Genomic DNA, 14471 nt, shown 5'->3' with positions numbered 1-14471 from the left:
TGGATTATTGATCGATGGGTTAATGGCTATGGGAAAAATTTGAAGTGCTTTTTGATCGCTGAGATAATCGTCCAGCGCGACTCAACACCCTTTTCGATGGTGACAAAGTCGCCGGGCTTTATTGCCACTTGCTCACTTGGTTTAGCCGAAATAATGGCGCTACCCTCAAGGATGTAAAACTGCTCTTTCTGGGTGTAGCTCCAGTCAAACTCGCAAACTTCTTTTTCCCAAGTTTGCCAAGTCGATATCTCTTCTAGTTGCCGGGAATCTGGGGTTTCTACTTTAATCATTGACGTCACCTTTATTGTTTATTCTGATTGCTGGGCACACCTGAACGGCGTCGTTTAAAAAAACTTGGCGTCGGTGTTATCACGAAATTCAAAATATTTAATCGCGCTCACAACACCCACTTTGTGGAAGCCATGAAACGGTACGGATTTGAACCCGGTGGTTGGGATCGGCAAATCCTCTGCCGGTTTTCCAGCAACACGCTCAGCCAAAACTCTACCCATCACCGTGGCCATCGCCACGCCCCGGCCGTTGTAACCCAAGCCTGCCAACTGGCCTGGTGCCGGCTCATGGAGGTGCGGCAAGACATCGGGAGTGAATGCAACGCGCCCACCCCAGTGATATTCAAGGTCTTCTTCGCAGAACTGAGGGAATACACTGCGCATGCTTCTCAACAGCCGTTGCTTATCCGCCCGGGCACAGCTTTCAGCGGTCCCCAAGCTGCCAAACAGCAAACGGTTGCGATTGTCTTTACGGGAGTAATAAATGACCCGCCGGGTGTCGGCGAGCGTATGCCCTTCGGGCAATACAGCGTCGTATTCAGCCTTGGTCAAAGGGCGTGTCGCTGCCTGAATACTAATCAGCGGCACAATTGTTTGCCGCAACCCCTTGAGCGCGTTGTCGGTGTATCCGTTGGTGCAATGCAACACCCAATCGCTGACAACCTCGCCATACTGTGTAGTCGTCGTCCACTTGCCACCTTGTGCCTTTACATTAAGCACGGGGCTGTTGGCAAAGATATCGGCACCTTGTGATTTTGCGACTCGGGCCAATTCGCGACTGTAAGACAGCGGTTGCAATGAACCTGCAGATTTGACCAATGTAGCGGTTTTGTAAGCATCACTTCCGCTTAGTCTGCGTAGTTCTGCGCCTTCCACAAAACTGATGTCCAGGCCAATTTTTGACCAGCCGTCATACATCTTTTGCAGATCTTTGGTAGCAGACTCGCAGTGTGCACCGCGCAACCAGCCACCCTGCACGGCTTCACATTGCAGATCATGTTGTTTGACCAGGTTGAATAACTCACTCGCTGAGTTGATATACGCATCGAGCATGCGCGGACCGAAAACGGGGCCCAACTGCTGAATGATTACGTCGGGGGTGGCATGGGCAAGCGGGTTGACTTGCCCACCGGTGCGGCCGGATGCACCCCAGCCCGGCTCATGGCTGTCGAGCACAACGACACTGATATTACGCTTGCTCAGTTCCAGTGCGGCACGCAGGCCGGTAATACCTGCGCCGATGATGGTGACATCAGCCTTCATGCGCTCACGCAGTTGCGGCGGTTGCGCGAGAGGTACCGCTGTCTGCTGCCAGAGGGAAGTTACCGATTGATTGAACATCGACATGTGGTGATCCGCCATATTCGTTCTTGTTTGGCGGACACTAGCAAGCAAAGGTGCGCACATTACATTTGGCGATATTGTTCGGATTGCTCCTAAGTAGCGTCAAAACTGACGCTACTTAGGAGCAGCTGCCTGAAGTAATGCATTTTTCCGGCGTCACCAGTACAGTGCACACACCCCTATGCAGTGCTCAACACTGATGTAGACCGAAGCATTTTAAGTGCTTACCTATCCGCTTAACCGGATGCGAAGAGCAACCGGATGGCTCACGGCCCTCTGAAACTGGAGGCCTGACTTCGGTACTACCCAGTAGAACGTATAAAAAAGTAGCCAGGTGTGCGCAGATGAATAAGTCGTCAGATCTAGAGAACTTTTCGATCAACTTGAAATTCCTCTGTGGCTTTTACAGTTCAATTTCTGAAGTGTGCCGCAAGCTTTCGATCAACCGGCAGCAATTCAATCGCTATCTGAGCGGTGAATCGATGCCGTCATATAAAAACCTGAAGAAAATATGTGATTTTTTTGGGGTGGAAAGTGAAGAGATCGTATTAAGCAGCAAAATATTTCAGGCCAAAGTTGAGCCACAAAACAGGATGGCAGGTACACAACCTGTTCCTGAGAAACTGGCCAACACCATAATGCCTATTTTGCGTAAATCCGCCGACTTACTTGAGCGTTATGAAGGCTATTATTACCGATACTTTTATTCGTTTGGCTTTCCTGGCTATATCTTCAGATCCTTCGTTAGAATCTATAAAGACAACGGCGTTTATTACTTCAAACATATAGAACGAACCTCTGGCAAGAACCCTATGCTGGGTGGACGATTGACGATCAAGTATCACGGTTTAGCGTTTTTCTTGGCGGAACGGCTTTACTTGATCGAGTCTGAAACCGCGTTGAACTCAGGGGTGGGTGAGGCCATTTTGACGCCAAGCTATCGACCCAATAACAAGTATCTCTCCGGCATCATGGTCTGCGCCTCCACGTGCAGCGCACACCAACCGGGGGCTGCGAGAACGGTCCTTGAATACTTGGGAACACATATCAATGTTCGTGAGGCCATGCGCAAGTGCGACCTCTTCCACCACACAGACGAACGCATTCCACGCAACATCAAACAAGCCATCGTCAATACCGTATCGCCAGAAGAGTTCACGTTATACCCGCCAAGAAGTTGATGGCACGTTTTGAGAGGCGCTGATCGGCTCTATTTGATAAGGGATCGATCACCTTTTCTAATGCGTTTTCGCCAGCCATCACTTTTGGACTTTGCAACCCATTCGAGGCAAAGCTCTTGCGGCAGAAGAAAACCAGGGCACATGAGCCCCGCTTGCATTCATCAACTAAGTGAAATCTTTAAGAGCGTGTTCAGTTGCGCAAAGCTCAGGTTTCAACAGAGTTATTGAGCCGCGATTCGCTCCATTGCTTCACCAGCAAAATCACCAGCGCCAGCAGCAATAACAGGCTGGCAACGCTGAAGGCGGCGACGTGGTTGTATTCGTTGTAGAGAATCTCGACATGCAGCGGCAGCGTGTTGGTGTAGCCACGGATATGCCCCGACACCACCGACACAGCGCCGAACTCGCCCATGGCGCGGGCCGTGCACAGCACCACGCCATAAATCAGCCCCCACTTGATGTTCGGCAACGTCACGTGCCAGAACATCTGCCAGCCGTTGGCCCCCAGCAGGCGTGCGGCCTCTTCTTCTTGCGTGCCCTGCCCCTGCATAAGCGGGATCAGCTCACGGGCAACAAAGGGCACGGTGACAAAGACAGTCGCCAGAACGATACCCGGCAAGGCGAAAATAATCTGGATATCGTGCGCTCGCAGCCAAGGACCAATAAAGCCTTGCGCGCCGAACAGCAGCACATAGATAAGCCCAGCGATAACAGGCGAAACCGAGAAAGGCAGGTCGATAAGCGTGACCAGAATACTCTTACCACTAAAGCTGTATTTGCTCACGCACCAGGCAGCAGCCACGCCAAATATCAGGTTCAGCGGCACCGATATGCCAACAGCCAGCAGCGTCAGTTGCAGCGCCGCAATGGCGTCCGCCTCAAAGACCGAAGCCAGGAAAGTGCCAATTCCATGCTTGAGCGCCTCACTGACCACGATCAGCAGTGGCAACAACAGAAACAGCGCAAACACCAACCAGGCGCTGACGATGAGTACGCGACGACCAATCGCATTGCCGCGCCGTTTAGCGTTACTTGCAGTACCGGCTGCGAGCGTAATGGATGACATGAGACAGCCCTCAGAACTTGGCGATTTGTCGTTGCAGCAGATTGATCAGCAGCAACAGGATGAATGACACCAGCAGCATCAGCACACCGATCGCCGTGGCGCCGTGATAGTCGTATTGGTCGAGCTTGACCATGATCAGCAGCGGCAGAATCTCGGTTTTCATCGGCATGTTGCCCGCAATAAAAATCACCGAACCGTACTCGCCAACCCCACGGGCGAACGCCAGAGAAAAGCCGGTGAGCCACGCGGGTAATATCGCCGGCAGCAGCACATGACGAAACACCTGCAACGGCTTTGCCCCCAGACAAGCAGCAGCCTCTTCGACCTCTCGCGGGATGTCGGCCAACACCGGCTGTAATGTGCGAACCACGAAAGGCAACGTGACGAAAGTCAGGGCCAGCGTGATGCCGATGGGCGTGTAAGCGATCTTCACGCCCCAGCTTGCGGCCAATTGGCCAAGCATGCCGCTGGGGGCATACAGGGCTGTGAGGGCGATGCCGGCCACCGCTGTTGGCAAGGCAAATGGCAAGTCGATCATCGCCTCGATCACCTTGCGGCCGGGGAATGTGTAGCGCACCAGCGCCCAGGCCAACAGCGTTCCGATAATGCCGTTGATTGCGGCGGCCGCGAAGGCGGTGGCAAAACTCAGCTTGAGTGCAGCCTGCACGCGCGGCGCGGAAACAATCGACCAGAACTCGGCCCAACTCAGTTGCGCGGCATGCACGAACATGGCCCCGAGCGGGATCAGCACCAGCAAGCTGAGATAAACCAGGGTGTAGCCCAGCGTCAGGCCGAAGCCGGGTATCACCGGGGAAATGCTTCTCGACATAACGAGGCCTATAACTGAAATGGGCTGGGGAAGTTGTCGGTAATAAAGCGCAAGCGTGACGTGATTGATATCAGGATCGCGGCAGGGCGAGTGATCGCCCAGCGCAATCGGACTGGCGCATTAGCTGCGCTAATCCATCGTCGCCATCACGCCTGCAAACGGTCTTAGTGCGCCTGATAGATCTGATCGAACACACCACCGTCGTTGAAAAACTTCGGTTGCGCGGTCTTCCAGCCGTTAAATTCCTTATCAACAGTTACCAGCTTTAACGCCGGAAACTGCGTGGAGAACTCGGCTGCAATCGCCTGATTACGCGGACGATAAAAGTGCTTGGCCGCGAGACGCTGGCCTTCATCGCTGTACAGGTAATTCAGATACGCTTCGGCCACTTTGCGCGTGCCCTTTTTGTCGACGTTTTCATCGACCACGGCCACAGGCGGCTCAGCCAGAATCGACAATGATGGCGCGACAATTTCGAAGTTCTCGCCGCCCTCTTCCTTCAATGCCAGAAAGGCTTCGTTCTCCCAAGCCAGCAGCACATCACCGATCTGATTATTAACAAAGGTGATGGTTGAGCCGCGCGCCCCGGTGTCGAGAACCGGCACGTTTTTGTAGAGTTTCTCAACGAACGCCTGCGCTTGTGTATCGCTGCCGTAGTGCTGTTTGGCGTAAGCCCACGCAGCGAGGAAGTTCCAGCGCGCCCCGCCCGAGGTTTTCGGGTTCGGGGTGATCACGGCAACATCGGGTTTGACCAGATCGTCCCAGTCCTTAATGCCGTGCGGGTTGCCCTTGCGCACCAGAAATACGATGGTTGAGGTGTACGGCGTACTCGATTGCGGCAAGCGCTGTTGCCAGTTTTCCGGGATCAGCTTGCCGAGCCTGTACAACTCATCAACATCACCGGCCAGAGCCAATGTCACCACGTCGGCACGCAAGCCGTCGATCACGGCGCGGGCCTGTTTACCCGAGCCGCCGTGTGACTGTTGAATGGTTACAGGCTCATTGCCCTGTGCTTGCCAGTGCTTGTTGAAGGCGACATTAAACTCGCTGTAGAACTCGCGGGTCGGGTCGTAAGAGACGTTGAGCAGCGTTTGTGCGGCAGCCACCGGGCCGGCGATAAACAAGCTGGCGAGCGAGGCGAAAGCAAAATGACGAATAGACATGGGACAACTCCTAAAGGGCAACTTTCTTCAGGCCTGGCTGCCAACCGCGTATTTGCGAATGAGGCGCCAGAACCGGTGCGTGTGGGATTCACGCCCTCCGGCTGTCCAGTCGGGCTGATGGTGCTAAAGGGTGTTAATGATCAGGCCTGCTTACCCGCAGGCGCGTTTATGCGGAATTTTTCCTTGCGTTCGACTTGTACGACCTGGCCGTTATGTACGGTGATTTCCACCGAGCCGAACCTGAGCCCGCGCAGCTGCGAGGCAATTTCGCGCAGCAGATTCGCCTCGGCATCAGCCTCGGCAGCGGCAAGCGTTGCAGTCATTTTTTTGCTCCTTGAACAATTGCGGCGAGATCGGCTGAAACGCCCCTGTCACGGGGTATGGAGCGGATAGTAGTGAGAATTTTATATGCTTAAAAATATCATTTAATAACATTGATATTCCTTTAAGGAATATAAGGGAGTCTGCCCCATCTCGCGCAATTAGCGCACACAAAAGCATAAGCAAATAATTTCTTATTCTTTTTTAAAGCACAAAAGCCTCCCTACACTGCACGCATTCAAACGTGCAGGAGGGCGCATGATGCGCGACCAAACTATCCGTTACCTGATAGTGCCGGGCTGGCAGGGATCAGCCGACAACCATTGGCAAAGCCATTGGCATCGCAGCCTGCCGAACAGTGATCGGGTTGAGCAAAATGACTGGCAAAACCCACAGCGCGAAGCGTGGGTGAGCCAATTGCAGCGCGCCATAGAGAGCGACTCGCGGCAAACGGTGTTGATTGCACACAGCCTCGGCTGCATTACTGTCGCCCATTGGACGGCGCAGGCACCTGACGAATTGCTCGACAGAATATCCGCCGCCTTGCTGGTGGCTCCGGCCGACGTTGAAAGGCTCAATTGCCCGCAGCCATTACGGAACTTCGCGCCGATTTCACAGCAGCCCCTGCCGTTCCCGAGCCGGTTGATCGGCTCGGACACCGACTCGGCTGCCAGTGCAACTCGCGCCCGGTTTCTGGCTCAACAATGGGGCAGCGAGGCGACCATCCTCAACGGCGCAGGCCACATCAACGTCGAGTCGGGGCACAACCATTGGGAGTCTGGTTTCAGCTATCTGTATGAACTGCAATGCCGCGTCGAGCAGCAAGCCCGCCGCCAGGCCTGATCCGCGGGTTGTCCGGGATTAAAGATCCACCCGCACAACCCTGACGCCAAAGCCAAGACGTTCGGCAAAATCGTCCAGGAAGCTCTGCTTGAACTCGGCATCGGCCCAGTTGTTGAAGATGAAGCCAAGATTGGAAAACGCACACGGCTGCAAGAACAGGAAGCCGTTAATGTCGTCTTCAAAGCGGCATTCAGGGCAGGTGAAGTTATCGGTGCGCCCGGGCATCCAGTCTTCGAGGCTGTCGAACAGCGCCTCACCGATTTCCTGACGGCACTCCGGGCAACCGGCCTCTTCCTTGAATCCCTCTTGAGGGGTGAAGATGCAGCGCTTGGTGATAATTTCCAGGCCATTAACCGGCTGGTCGAACGGCAGCAAATCGGGATGTTTAACCACTTTGCGTGCTCCGGGCGCGATGGCATAGGCCATGCACTGGAAAGTACGCCCGCAGGTCGTCACCTGTTCGGCGATGATGTTCTGCTGCACCAACCAGCGCACAACCGCCCGTGCGCGGCCTTCATGCCCGGGAAAGCTGGAGATCAGCGGCACAACGATGGCTTGTTGTTCGCTCATGAGGCGACCTCGTTGATTATTCAAGGCGCGCAGCTTAGCGGCGCCAACTCGCAGGTCAAGACAATCCAGACGCGGAGTCTATGGTTCAACCCTTAAACCCATTATCATCGGCGCATGATCAAAGACCCTTTCCAACGCCTGAACCTCGACCGAGAGGTGCTGAGCGTCAGCCAGTTGAACAACCGCGCACGCTTGCTGCTTGAAGACGTGTTCTCGAGCATTTGGGTTGAAGGGGAAATATCCAACCTGGCCAAGCCTGCTTCAGGCCACGTTTACTTCACCCTCAAAGACAGTAAAGCCCAAGTTCGCTGCGCCTTGTTCCGCCAAAGTGCCGCGCGGGTACGCGAAGCGCTGCGTGACGGGCTGGCAGTTAAAGTACGCGGCAAAGTCTCATTGTTTGAGGGCCGTGGCGACTACCAACTGATTCTCGACAGCGTTGAGCCAGCAGGTGACGGCGCCTTGCGTCTGGCCTTTGAGGCGCTGAAAGAAAAACTCGGTGGCGAAGGCCTGTTTTCCGCCGAACGCAAAATCCCCCTGCCGGTTCACCCCAAGCGCATCGGCATTGTCAGCTCGCCCACCGGCGCGGTGATACGCGACATCATCAGCGTGTTCCGCCGCCGCGCCCCGCAAGTCGAGCTGAACCTGATCCCGACTGCTGTGCAGGGCCGCGAAGCCACCGGGCAAATTGTGCGGGCGTTGCAACTGGCCGACAAACAAGGCTTTGATGCGTTGATACTGGCGCGCGGCGGTGGCTCGCTGGAAGATTTGTGGTGCTTCAACGAGGAAGTTGTCGCGCGGGCAATTGATGCCTGCATCACGCCAATTGTCAGTGCCGTGGGCCATGAAACCGACGTTTCTATCAGTGACTTTGTCGCCGATGTGCGCGCACCAACACCCTCAGCCGCCGCCGAGTTGCTGGCCCCAGACAGCAGTGAACTGGTGCAGCGCCTGAATACCTTGCAGCGCCGGTTAATGCTGCGCATGCAAGGCCATCTGCAACACGAACGCATGCGCCTTGAAGGCGTCAGCCGTCGCCTGCGTCATCCCGGCGAACGTCTGCGCCAGCAAGCACAAGGGCTGGACGACCTGGAGATGCGCCTGCACCGCGCCGTCGAATGGCAACTGAACAAACGTCGCGAGCGCTTTAATCATTTGCAAACTCGCCTGGCCGGGCAACATCCGGGGCGCAGCTTGCAGCTCTTCCAGCAGCGCCTGAACAGCCTCGCCGAGCGCTTGCCACGAGCCATCAACGAAACCCTCAAGGGCCGGCGACTGGCGCTGCAAAGCCAGGTGCAAACCCTGAACGCCGTCAGCCCGCTGGCGACTCTGGGCCGTGGCTACAGCATTCTATTGGATGAGCACAGCCGGGTAATCCGCAGCGCCGCCGACACCCGACCGGGCCAACGCCTGAAAGCCCGCTTAGGCGAAGGCGAATTGGATGTGCGCGTTGAAGACAACCATATCCAACCCGCGACGTTGTCACTGCTGGATTAGAGCCACTCACAACTATGATTCGCATTAACCAGCGCGCACTCGCCTATCTGAACGAAGTGATTCATCACGGCTCTGTTCGCCGCGCTGCGCAACAGCTCAACATTGACCCTTCGGCCATTAGCCGGCAAATCTCCGCACTCGAGTCCGAGCTTGATATTCGCTTACTCGACCGAACGCCACATGGGGTTCATCCAACCGAAGCGGGTGAGCTATTGGTTGCCCACTACCGCCAGCAGCAAGCCAATGACCGAGGGGTACTTTCGCGGCTTTCCGACCTGCAGGGGTTACGTCAGGGTCGCGTTCGTATTGCCGTTGGCGAAGGCTTCATCACCGACCTGATATCGCAACCCTTGCAGAGCTTTATTCTCAACCACCCTGGAATCGACCTTGAAGTGCGGATGGCAGGAGCCAACGAGGCCGTAGGTTTGGTTAAAGAAGATGCCGTGGATTTCGCCCTTGTTTACGCCCCTCCTGAAGACGACGCCCTGCATATTGAAGTCGATACGCGACAACCTTTGGATCTGATTATCCCCCCTGAGCATCCGCTGGCTGATGTCACTACGCCAGTGCCGATGTCGGCATTACGCAATGAATCGCTGGCACTCATTCACAGCAGTACGGGCATGGGCCAGTTAGCCGTTATCGTCGCCCAACTGGAGCATATGCAGCTGCAGCCGAAAATGCGCACCAACTCTGTGGCAGTTCTGGTCAACTTTGTGAAATCTGGGATTGGCGTAGCGTTCATGCCGGAGCTCACCGTTAGCCAAGAGATCGAAGCAGGGACTATCAAGCGCTGCAGCTTGGCCAATCGGGCATTGCGTGACGCCCGCGCGCGTATTGTCAGCCATAAAGGCCGCGAACTCACGGTCGCCAGTAAAGCGTGCCTGGACCACTTGCAGCAGGGTATGCGCTTTTTTAACGATCACGCTCCAAGCATTCTCAAACGCTAATTCAGTTCCGGCCTGAGGGCTATGCGCACATTGCGCCTTACGCGTTGCATTTAAAGCAACGCATACAGGCTTGAATAGTCAACACAACAACAGCTAGCTTCTGACCACCCAAGGTTTGGGCAACCGACACTCACAACAATAATTCACTCCTAACTTTCTAAATCGCTCTGCCATAAGGAAAATAATATGCATTCGAAATTGCGCTCACGTTTGGCCCGTCGTGTGACCACAGGGCTGCTATTCACCGCTATGAGTTTGGCTGGCGCGATGTCGTACGCGGCGACTGAAATCAATCTCAGCTATAACGGCGCCGCTGATAGCGAGAAAAACCCGGTTCATTTATTTGCCAGCAACCTCAAACGTATCGCTGAAGAAAAAAGTGGCGGCGAACTGAGCATCAAGCTTTATCCCAACAGCATGCTGGGCGAAGAAGAGCAGCGTATGGAGCAGGTGATCAGCACGCCGGGCCTGAACATTGCTTCGTTTGCCGGTGTGGCCCCACTGTTTCCTGAAATCTATGTCAGCGCGATCCCGTTCATGTTCAAGGATGCCGCTGCTGCGCACCAGTTCTTCGATAATGGCGAGTACTGGAAGGCTGCTAAAACCGAGTTTAAAAACCGCACCGGTGTCGAGATGCTGGCCGTTGTTGAGGAAGGTGGCTTCCTGAACTTCACCAACAACAAAAAGCCAATCAAATCGCCTGAGGATTTTGCCGGCTTGCGCTTCCGCGCAATGGACCCGAGCCAAGTGGCGCTTTATGAGTCGTTTGGTGCATCCGGCACGCCTATTCCATGGACTGAGCTGTACATGGGCTTGCGTACAGGCGTAGCCGACGGCCAGATGAACCCGACGTCTTACATCATTCTTGGCAGCCTTTACCAAGTGCAGAAGTACCTGACTCTGGCCAACATCCAGTACTCCGATCAATTCCTGGTTGCCAATGGCGACATGCTGGCTGCGCTTCCAGAGAAAGACCGTGACGCTCTGCTCGCGGCGAGTGAGGAAGCGACCAAACTCAACCGTGAGGCCATTGCCAAGCAGCAGGAAAGCGATATCACCTTCCTCAAAGCCGAAGGCATGGAAGTCATCCAGCCTGACGTCAAGGATCTCGCCGCATTCCAGAGCAAAGGCCAGCCGGCCTATCTGGAGTGGCTGAAAGCGCAAAAAATTGATGCCAAATGGATCGATATGGCGCTCAAAGACACCGGCCTCAATCAATAATCGCAACACGGTAACCGCCGCCCCGCACTGACGGGGCGGCCCTCCCCTGATCCGGAGTTTCTATGCGTTCCTTAATACAGCGCACCAGCAGTGTGCTACTGAATCTGGGTGCCTTGCTGTTGCTGCTTGATTTGCTGCTGCTCATTTATGGCGTGTTTGCCCGCTACCTGATTGGTAGTTCGCCGATTTGGATGGATGAGCTCGCCCGATACCTGATCATTGGCAGCGTCATGTTGGTTCTTGGGGCCCTGTGGGTTCACGATGGGCACATGCGCATCAACCTGCTTGAACAACACCTGCCGCACAAGCTCGCTCGTATCTTGAAGTGTTATCAGTGGTTAATCGCGCTGAGCTTTTTTGCCTTCGCCACCTGGGCCAGTTATCGCTATGCCTTGAACGCCAGTCGCTTCCAGAGCCTTGGTTTGGGCGTGAGCCGCATGTGGCCGCTGCTTAGCCTGCCGATAGGGTTTGGCTTACTCACTTTGATGGTGCTTTTGCAGGGCCCATGGTCTGCAAGTCAGACGGAACACACCACAGAACAGGGGCTCAAGCCATGATGGGTTTTGCAATGATCGCAGCCTTTGCAGTCAACCTGATTCTGGGCCTGCCACTGTTTCTCTGCTTACTGCTGACCGCCTTGGTTGGCTTCCTTTTTATCGATCCCAATCTGTTCTTCAACATCCTGCCCCAGCGTTTTTTTGGCGGCATGGATATTTTTTCGCTCATGGCAATTCCACTGTTTGTCTTAGCGGGCAACCTGATGAACAGTTCAGGCATGACCCCGCGTTTGATGCGCTTAGCCAATGCCTTGGTGGGCCATTTCCGCGGCGGACTGGGCCACGTCAACGTGGTGGCTGGGGTGTTCTTTGCGGGCGTTAACGGTTCAGCAGCTGCAGACGCATCAGCGCTCAGCACCCTGCTGGTTCCGGCGATGGAAAAAGAGGGTTACTCACGCAAATTTGCCGCGGGTTTAACCGCAGGCAGCTCCCTGATTGGGCCGATTATTCCGCCTAGCATCTTCATGATTCTGTATTCATCCCTGACCAATACCTCTGTCGGCGAGCTGTTCCTTGCAGGCGTCATTCCGGGCTTGGTTCTGGCTGTTGCTTTCATGACCATGAATGCGCTGTATGCGCGGAAAGCCGGTTTGCAGGCGCAAAACAAAAAACCATCCTGGGCAGAAGTATTTGCGGCTGTAGCAGGCGCCTCAACCGCGTTGGTCGCACCGATTCTGATCGTTGCCGGTATTGTGCTTGGCTTGGTGACGCCTACCGAATCCGGGGCAATTATTGTCCTGTACGTTGCATTGATCGGCATCATCCAGCGCGAGCTTACGCTGGCAGGATTCTGGAAGTCGATTCAAGAAACCGTCCGTCTTACCGCCAGCATCTACGCAATTATCGCTGCGGCGTCGGTGGTTAACTGGTTGCTCAACTATGCGCAAGTCGCCAGTGAATTCGCGACCATGCTGCAACCATTCAGCCATTCTCCAACCCTGATGCTGTTAGTGATCAGCATGATCATTTTCATCTGCGGCATGGTCATGGAAGAAGTATCGGTGCTGATGCTACTCACCCCGATCATCGCCCCCGTCGCTCTGGCCGCCGGTGTAGACCCAGTTCATCTAGGGCTGATCTTCACCCTGAACATCACCATTGCGATGATCACCCCGCCGATGGGCTCGTGCTTGTTTATTGTTGCGACCATTAGCAAGTTGAGTATCACCGAGATGTTCAAAGGCATTTGGCCGTTTATCGCGGTTGCCTTGAGCGTGCTGTACATCCTGATCCTCTTCCCTTCCCTGACCCTCTGGTTGCCGCGTTTGTTGAGCTGAAACTATGCATAACTGTGAAAAGCCCATTGCCAACTACGACGAGCCAAACTGGCATGCGGTATCTGCTATTCCTATCGTCGAATGCCAGCAACCGCTGCAAGTACTCGGCTTGAGCCCTGCGTTCAGCGTTTACCCAGCCTATCACCGGCTGGGCGTACCCAATGCGATTGCTGAGTGTTACGCGCGCAGCGAAGTTTTTGAGCGTCTGTTAGAAGTAACCCGTCTTTTACCGGCCGGCACTCGCTTGGTCATACTGGATGCATGGCGACCATTTGCCGTGCAACAGTACTTGTACGAAAGCCTTTCGGACGCATTGACCGAGTACTACCCAGACGCAGATAACGCACAGCTGGAGCACCTGACCCGCCAATACGTCTCGCCGCCCAGCACCAACCGCACAGCCCCTAGCCCGCACCTTACCGGAGGCGCGGTGGACGTGACCTTGTGCGATGCTGAAGGACGCTTTCTGGACATGGGCACAGAATTTGACGAAGCCAGTCCACTCTCTTCAACAGCCGCATTTGAGCTGATTGAACAACCCAATACGCGGCAGACGCTGGTACGCAAGAACCGTCGGATTCTTTACAACGCAATGCTTGCGGCAGGCTTCAGCAACCTGCCCAGCGAGTGGTGGCACTACGATTTCGGTGACCAGCTATGGGCCTGGAGCTGCAGCCAGCCTCAGGCAATTTATGGCCCAAGCCAAATACAATCACTCGACAACCTTTGGCGGCAGCAACTCGAGCAGCAAATGGGTAAACGCTGAGCAGTCGCCACTCAATCCGCCCCACACCCCAGCATCGCCCTGAGCGTCTGGTCGCGCAAAATGAAGTGATGATAAAGCGCTGCCGCTACGTGCAGCGCGATCAACGCGGGCAGCAATACCTCACTGCCCCACTCCTGATGAAACAGCGCGAACGGTTCCTGAAAGGTGATCATCAGCATGTTTTGTTCACTGACAAACTGCCGGGCCGCGGGCAACTGCGCGAAGCTATCCAGCATCCAGTACCCCGCGATCGGCAATTTAAAACCAAGGCCCATGTAAGCGCTTAGTGGAATCAGCAGCAACAGGCTGTAGAGCGCGAATTTGCTCAGTTTCGCCAGCCAGCCGCGACGCCCGGAGCGGCGGCGCATTACAATGGCCAGGACACTGAATACGCCGACCAGCAGTCCCGCGTTAATATGCACCACCAGTGAATACCAGTTGCTCACTTCAAGCTGCGTGGTGAGGTAACTGCGGTAATACGCGCTGAGATAGACCCCGCTCAGCAGCAACACGATCAGCCAATGCAGATTGCGCGTGCACGCGCTCACGGGGCGTGGGGTGATGACATCCATATCATTCACTCGATTGAATTAATTGGC

Annotated in this window: 16 protein-coding genes; 8 read left to right on the top strand and 8 right to left on the bottom strand. The window is 55.1% G+C overall.

Annotation, left to right across the window (positions count from 1 at the left end; translation table 11 throughout):
- Window positions 1–26 precede the first annotated feature (26 nt).
- Both FEZ62_RS02310 and FEZ62_RS02305 read right to left on the bottom strand, forming a co-directional pair.
- Window positions 27–290: a cupin domain-containing protein gene (locus FEZ62_RS02310; RefSeq protein ID WP_172926675.1), complete on the bottom strand. Its 264-nt coding sequence runs from the start codon at window positions 288–290 to the stop codon at window positions 27–29.
- A 54-nt stretch (window positions 291–344) separates the two neighbouring features.
- Complete coding sequence (locus FEZ62_RS02305; protein WP_172926674.1) at window positions 345–1637, bottom strand: FAD-binding oxidoreductase; 1293 nt, start codon at window positions 1635–1637, stop codon at window positions 345–347.
- 341 nt (window positions 1638–1978) lie between these two features.
- On the opposite strand from FEZ62_RS02305, the gene FEZ62_RS02300 reads away from it, so the two are divergent.
- Window positions 1979–2815: a helix-turn-helix transcriptional regulator gene (locus FEZ62_RS02300; protein ID WP_172926673.1), complete on the top strand. Its 837-nt coding sequence runs from the start codon at window positions 1979–1981 to the stop codon at window positions 2813–2815.
- Between the two features lie 205 nt (window positions 2816–3020).
- On the opposite strand, the gene cysW is transcribed toward FEZ62_RS02300, so the two are convergent.
- The 4 genes from cysW to oscA form a co-directional block, all read right to left on the bottom strand.
- A complete protein-coding gene (gene cysW, locus FEZ62_RS02295; protein ID WP_172926672.1) occupies window positions 3021–3881 on the bottom strand; it encodes a sulfate ABC transporter permease subunit CysW in 861 nt (286 codons plus the stop codon).
- Window positions 3882–3891: 10 nt separating this feature from the next.
- Window positions 3892–4710: a sulfate ABC transporter permease subunit CysT gene (cysT, locus tag FEZ62_RS02290; protein WP_172926671.1), complete on the bottom strand. Its 819-nt coding sequence runs from the start codon at window positions 4708–4710 to the stop codon at window positions 3892–3894.
- Between the two features lie 164 nt (window positions 4711–4874).
- Window positions 4875–5873 carry a sulfate ABC transporter substrate-binding protein gene (locus FEZ62_RS02285; protein ID WP_172926670.1) on the bottom strand — a complete coding sequence of 333 codons (999 nt, stop codon included), beginning with the start codon at window positions 5871–5873 and terminating at the stop codon, window positions 4875–4877.
- Between the two features lie 140 nt (window positions 5874–6013).
- Complete coding sequence (oscA, locus tag FEZ62_RS02280) at window positions 6014–6196, bottom strand: sulfur starvation response protein OscA (RefSeq protein WP_172926669.1); 183 nt, start codon at window positions 6194–6196, stop codon at window positions 6014–6016.
- A gap of 259 nt (window positions 6197–6455) precedes the next feature.
- Here oscA and FEZ62_RS02275 point away from each other — a divergent pair, with 259 nt between their 5' ends.
- The gene (locus FEZ62_RS02275) at window positions 6456–7037 is read left to right on the top strand and encodes an alpha/beta hydrolase (protein ID WP_172926668.1); all 582 of its coding nucleotides are present in this window, start codon (window positions 6456–6458) and stop codon (window positions 7035–7037) included.
- 18 nt (window positions 7038–7055) lie between these two features.
- On the opposite strand, the gene FEZ62_RS02270 is transcribed toward FEZ62_RS02275, so the two are convergent.
- Window positions 7056–7607 (bottom strand): sugar ABC transporter ATPase, encoded by a 552-nt coding sequence (locus FEZ62_RS02270; protein WP_069901254.1) that lies wholly within the window; start codon window positions 7605–7607, stop codon window positions 7056–7058.
- Between the two features lie 114 nt (window positions 7608–7721).
- Here FEZ62_RS02270 and xseA point away from each other — a divergent pair, with 114 nt between their 5' ends.
- The 6 genes from xseA to FEZ62_RS02240 all read left to right on the top strand — a co-directional run bounded on the left by xseA (window position 7722) and on the right by FEZ62_RS02240 (window position 13872).
- Window positions 7722–9101 carry an exodeoxyribonuclease VII large subunit gene (gene xseA, locus FEZ62_RS02265; RefSeq protein WP_172926667.1) on the top strand — a complete coding sequence of 460 codons (1380 nt, stop codon included), beginning with the start codon at window positions 7722–7724 and terminating at the stop codon, window positions 9099–9101.
- 14 nt (window positions 9102–9115) lie between these two features.
- Window positions 9116–10051 carry a LysR family transcriptional regulator gene (locus tag FEZ62_RS02260; RefSeq protein WP_172926666.1) on the top strand — a complete coding sequence of 312 codons (936 nt, stop codon included), beginning with the start codon at window positions 9116–9118 and terminating at the stop codon, window positions 10049–10051.
- A 186-nt stretch (window positions 10052–10237) separates the two neighbouring features.
- Complete coding sequence (gene dctP, locus FEZ62_RS02255) at window positions 10238–11272, top strand: TRAP transporter substrate-binding protein DctP (RefSeq protein ID WP_172926665.1); 1035 nt, start codon at window positions 10238–10240, stop codon at window positions 11270–11272.
- A 62-nt stretch (window positions 11273–11334) separates the two neighbouring features.
- Window positions 11335–11829 (top strand): TRAP transporter small permease, encoded by a 495-nt coding sequence (locus FEZ62_RS02250; protein ID WP_172926664.1) that lies wholly within the window; start codon window positions 11335–11337, stop codon window positions 11827–11829.
- On the top strand, window positions 11826–13106 hold the full coding sequence (locus tag FEZ62_RS02245; RefSeq protein ID WP_172926663.1) for a TRAP transporter large permease: 1281 nt from the start codon (window positions 11826–11828) through the stop codon (window positions 13104–13106). Before FEZ62_RS02250 ends, FEZ62_RS02245 begins: the two co-directional genes overlap by 4 nt.
- Before the next feature lie 4 nt (window positions 13107–13110).
- A complete protein-coding gene (locus FEZ62_RS02240; protein ID WP_090514004.1) occupies window positions 13111–13872 on the top strand; it encodes a M15 family metallopeptidase in 762 nt (253 codons plus the stop codon).
- Window positions 13873–13883: 11 nt separating this feature from the next.
- Here the strand turns inward: FEZ62_RS02240 and FEZ62_RS02235 are convergent, their stop codons facing one another.
- Window positions 13884–14444: a cytochrome b/b6 domain-containing protein gene (locus FEZ62_RS02235; protein WP_172926662.1), complete on the bottom strand. Its 561-nt coding sequence runs from the start codon at window positions 14442–14444 to the stop codon at window positions 13884–13886.
- Window positions 14445–14471: the final 27 nt, after the last annotated feature.

Source organism: Pseudomonas sp. MS19 (assembly GCF_013277615.1).
Taxonomy (GTDB): Bacteria; Pseudomonadota; Gammaproteobacteria; order Pseudomonadales; family Pseudomonadaceae; genus Aquipseudomonas; species Aquipseudomonas marincola.
The sequence above is the reverse complement of the archived record's forward strand: the minus strand, read 5'-3'. Positions and strand labels throughout refer to the sequence as shown.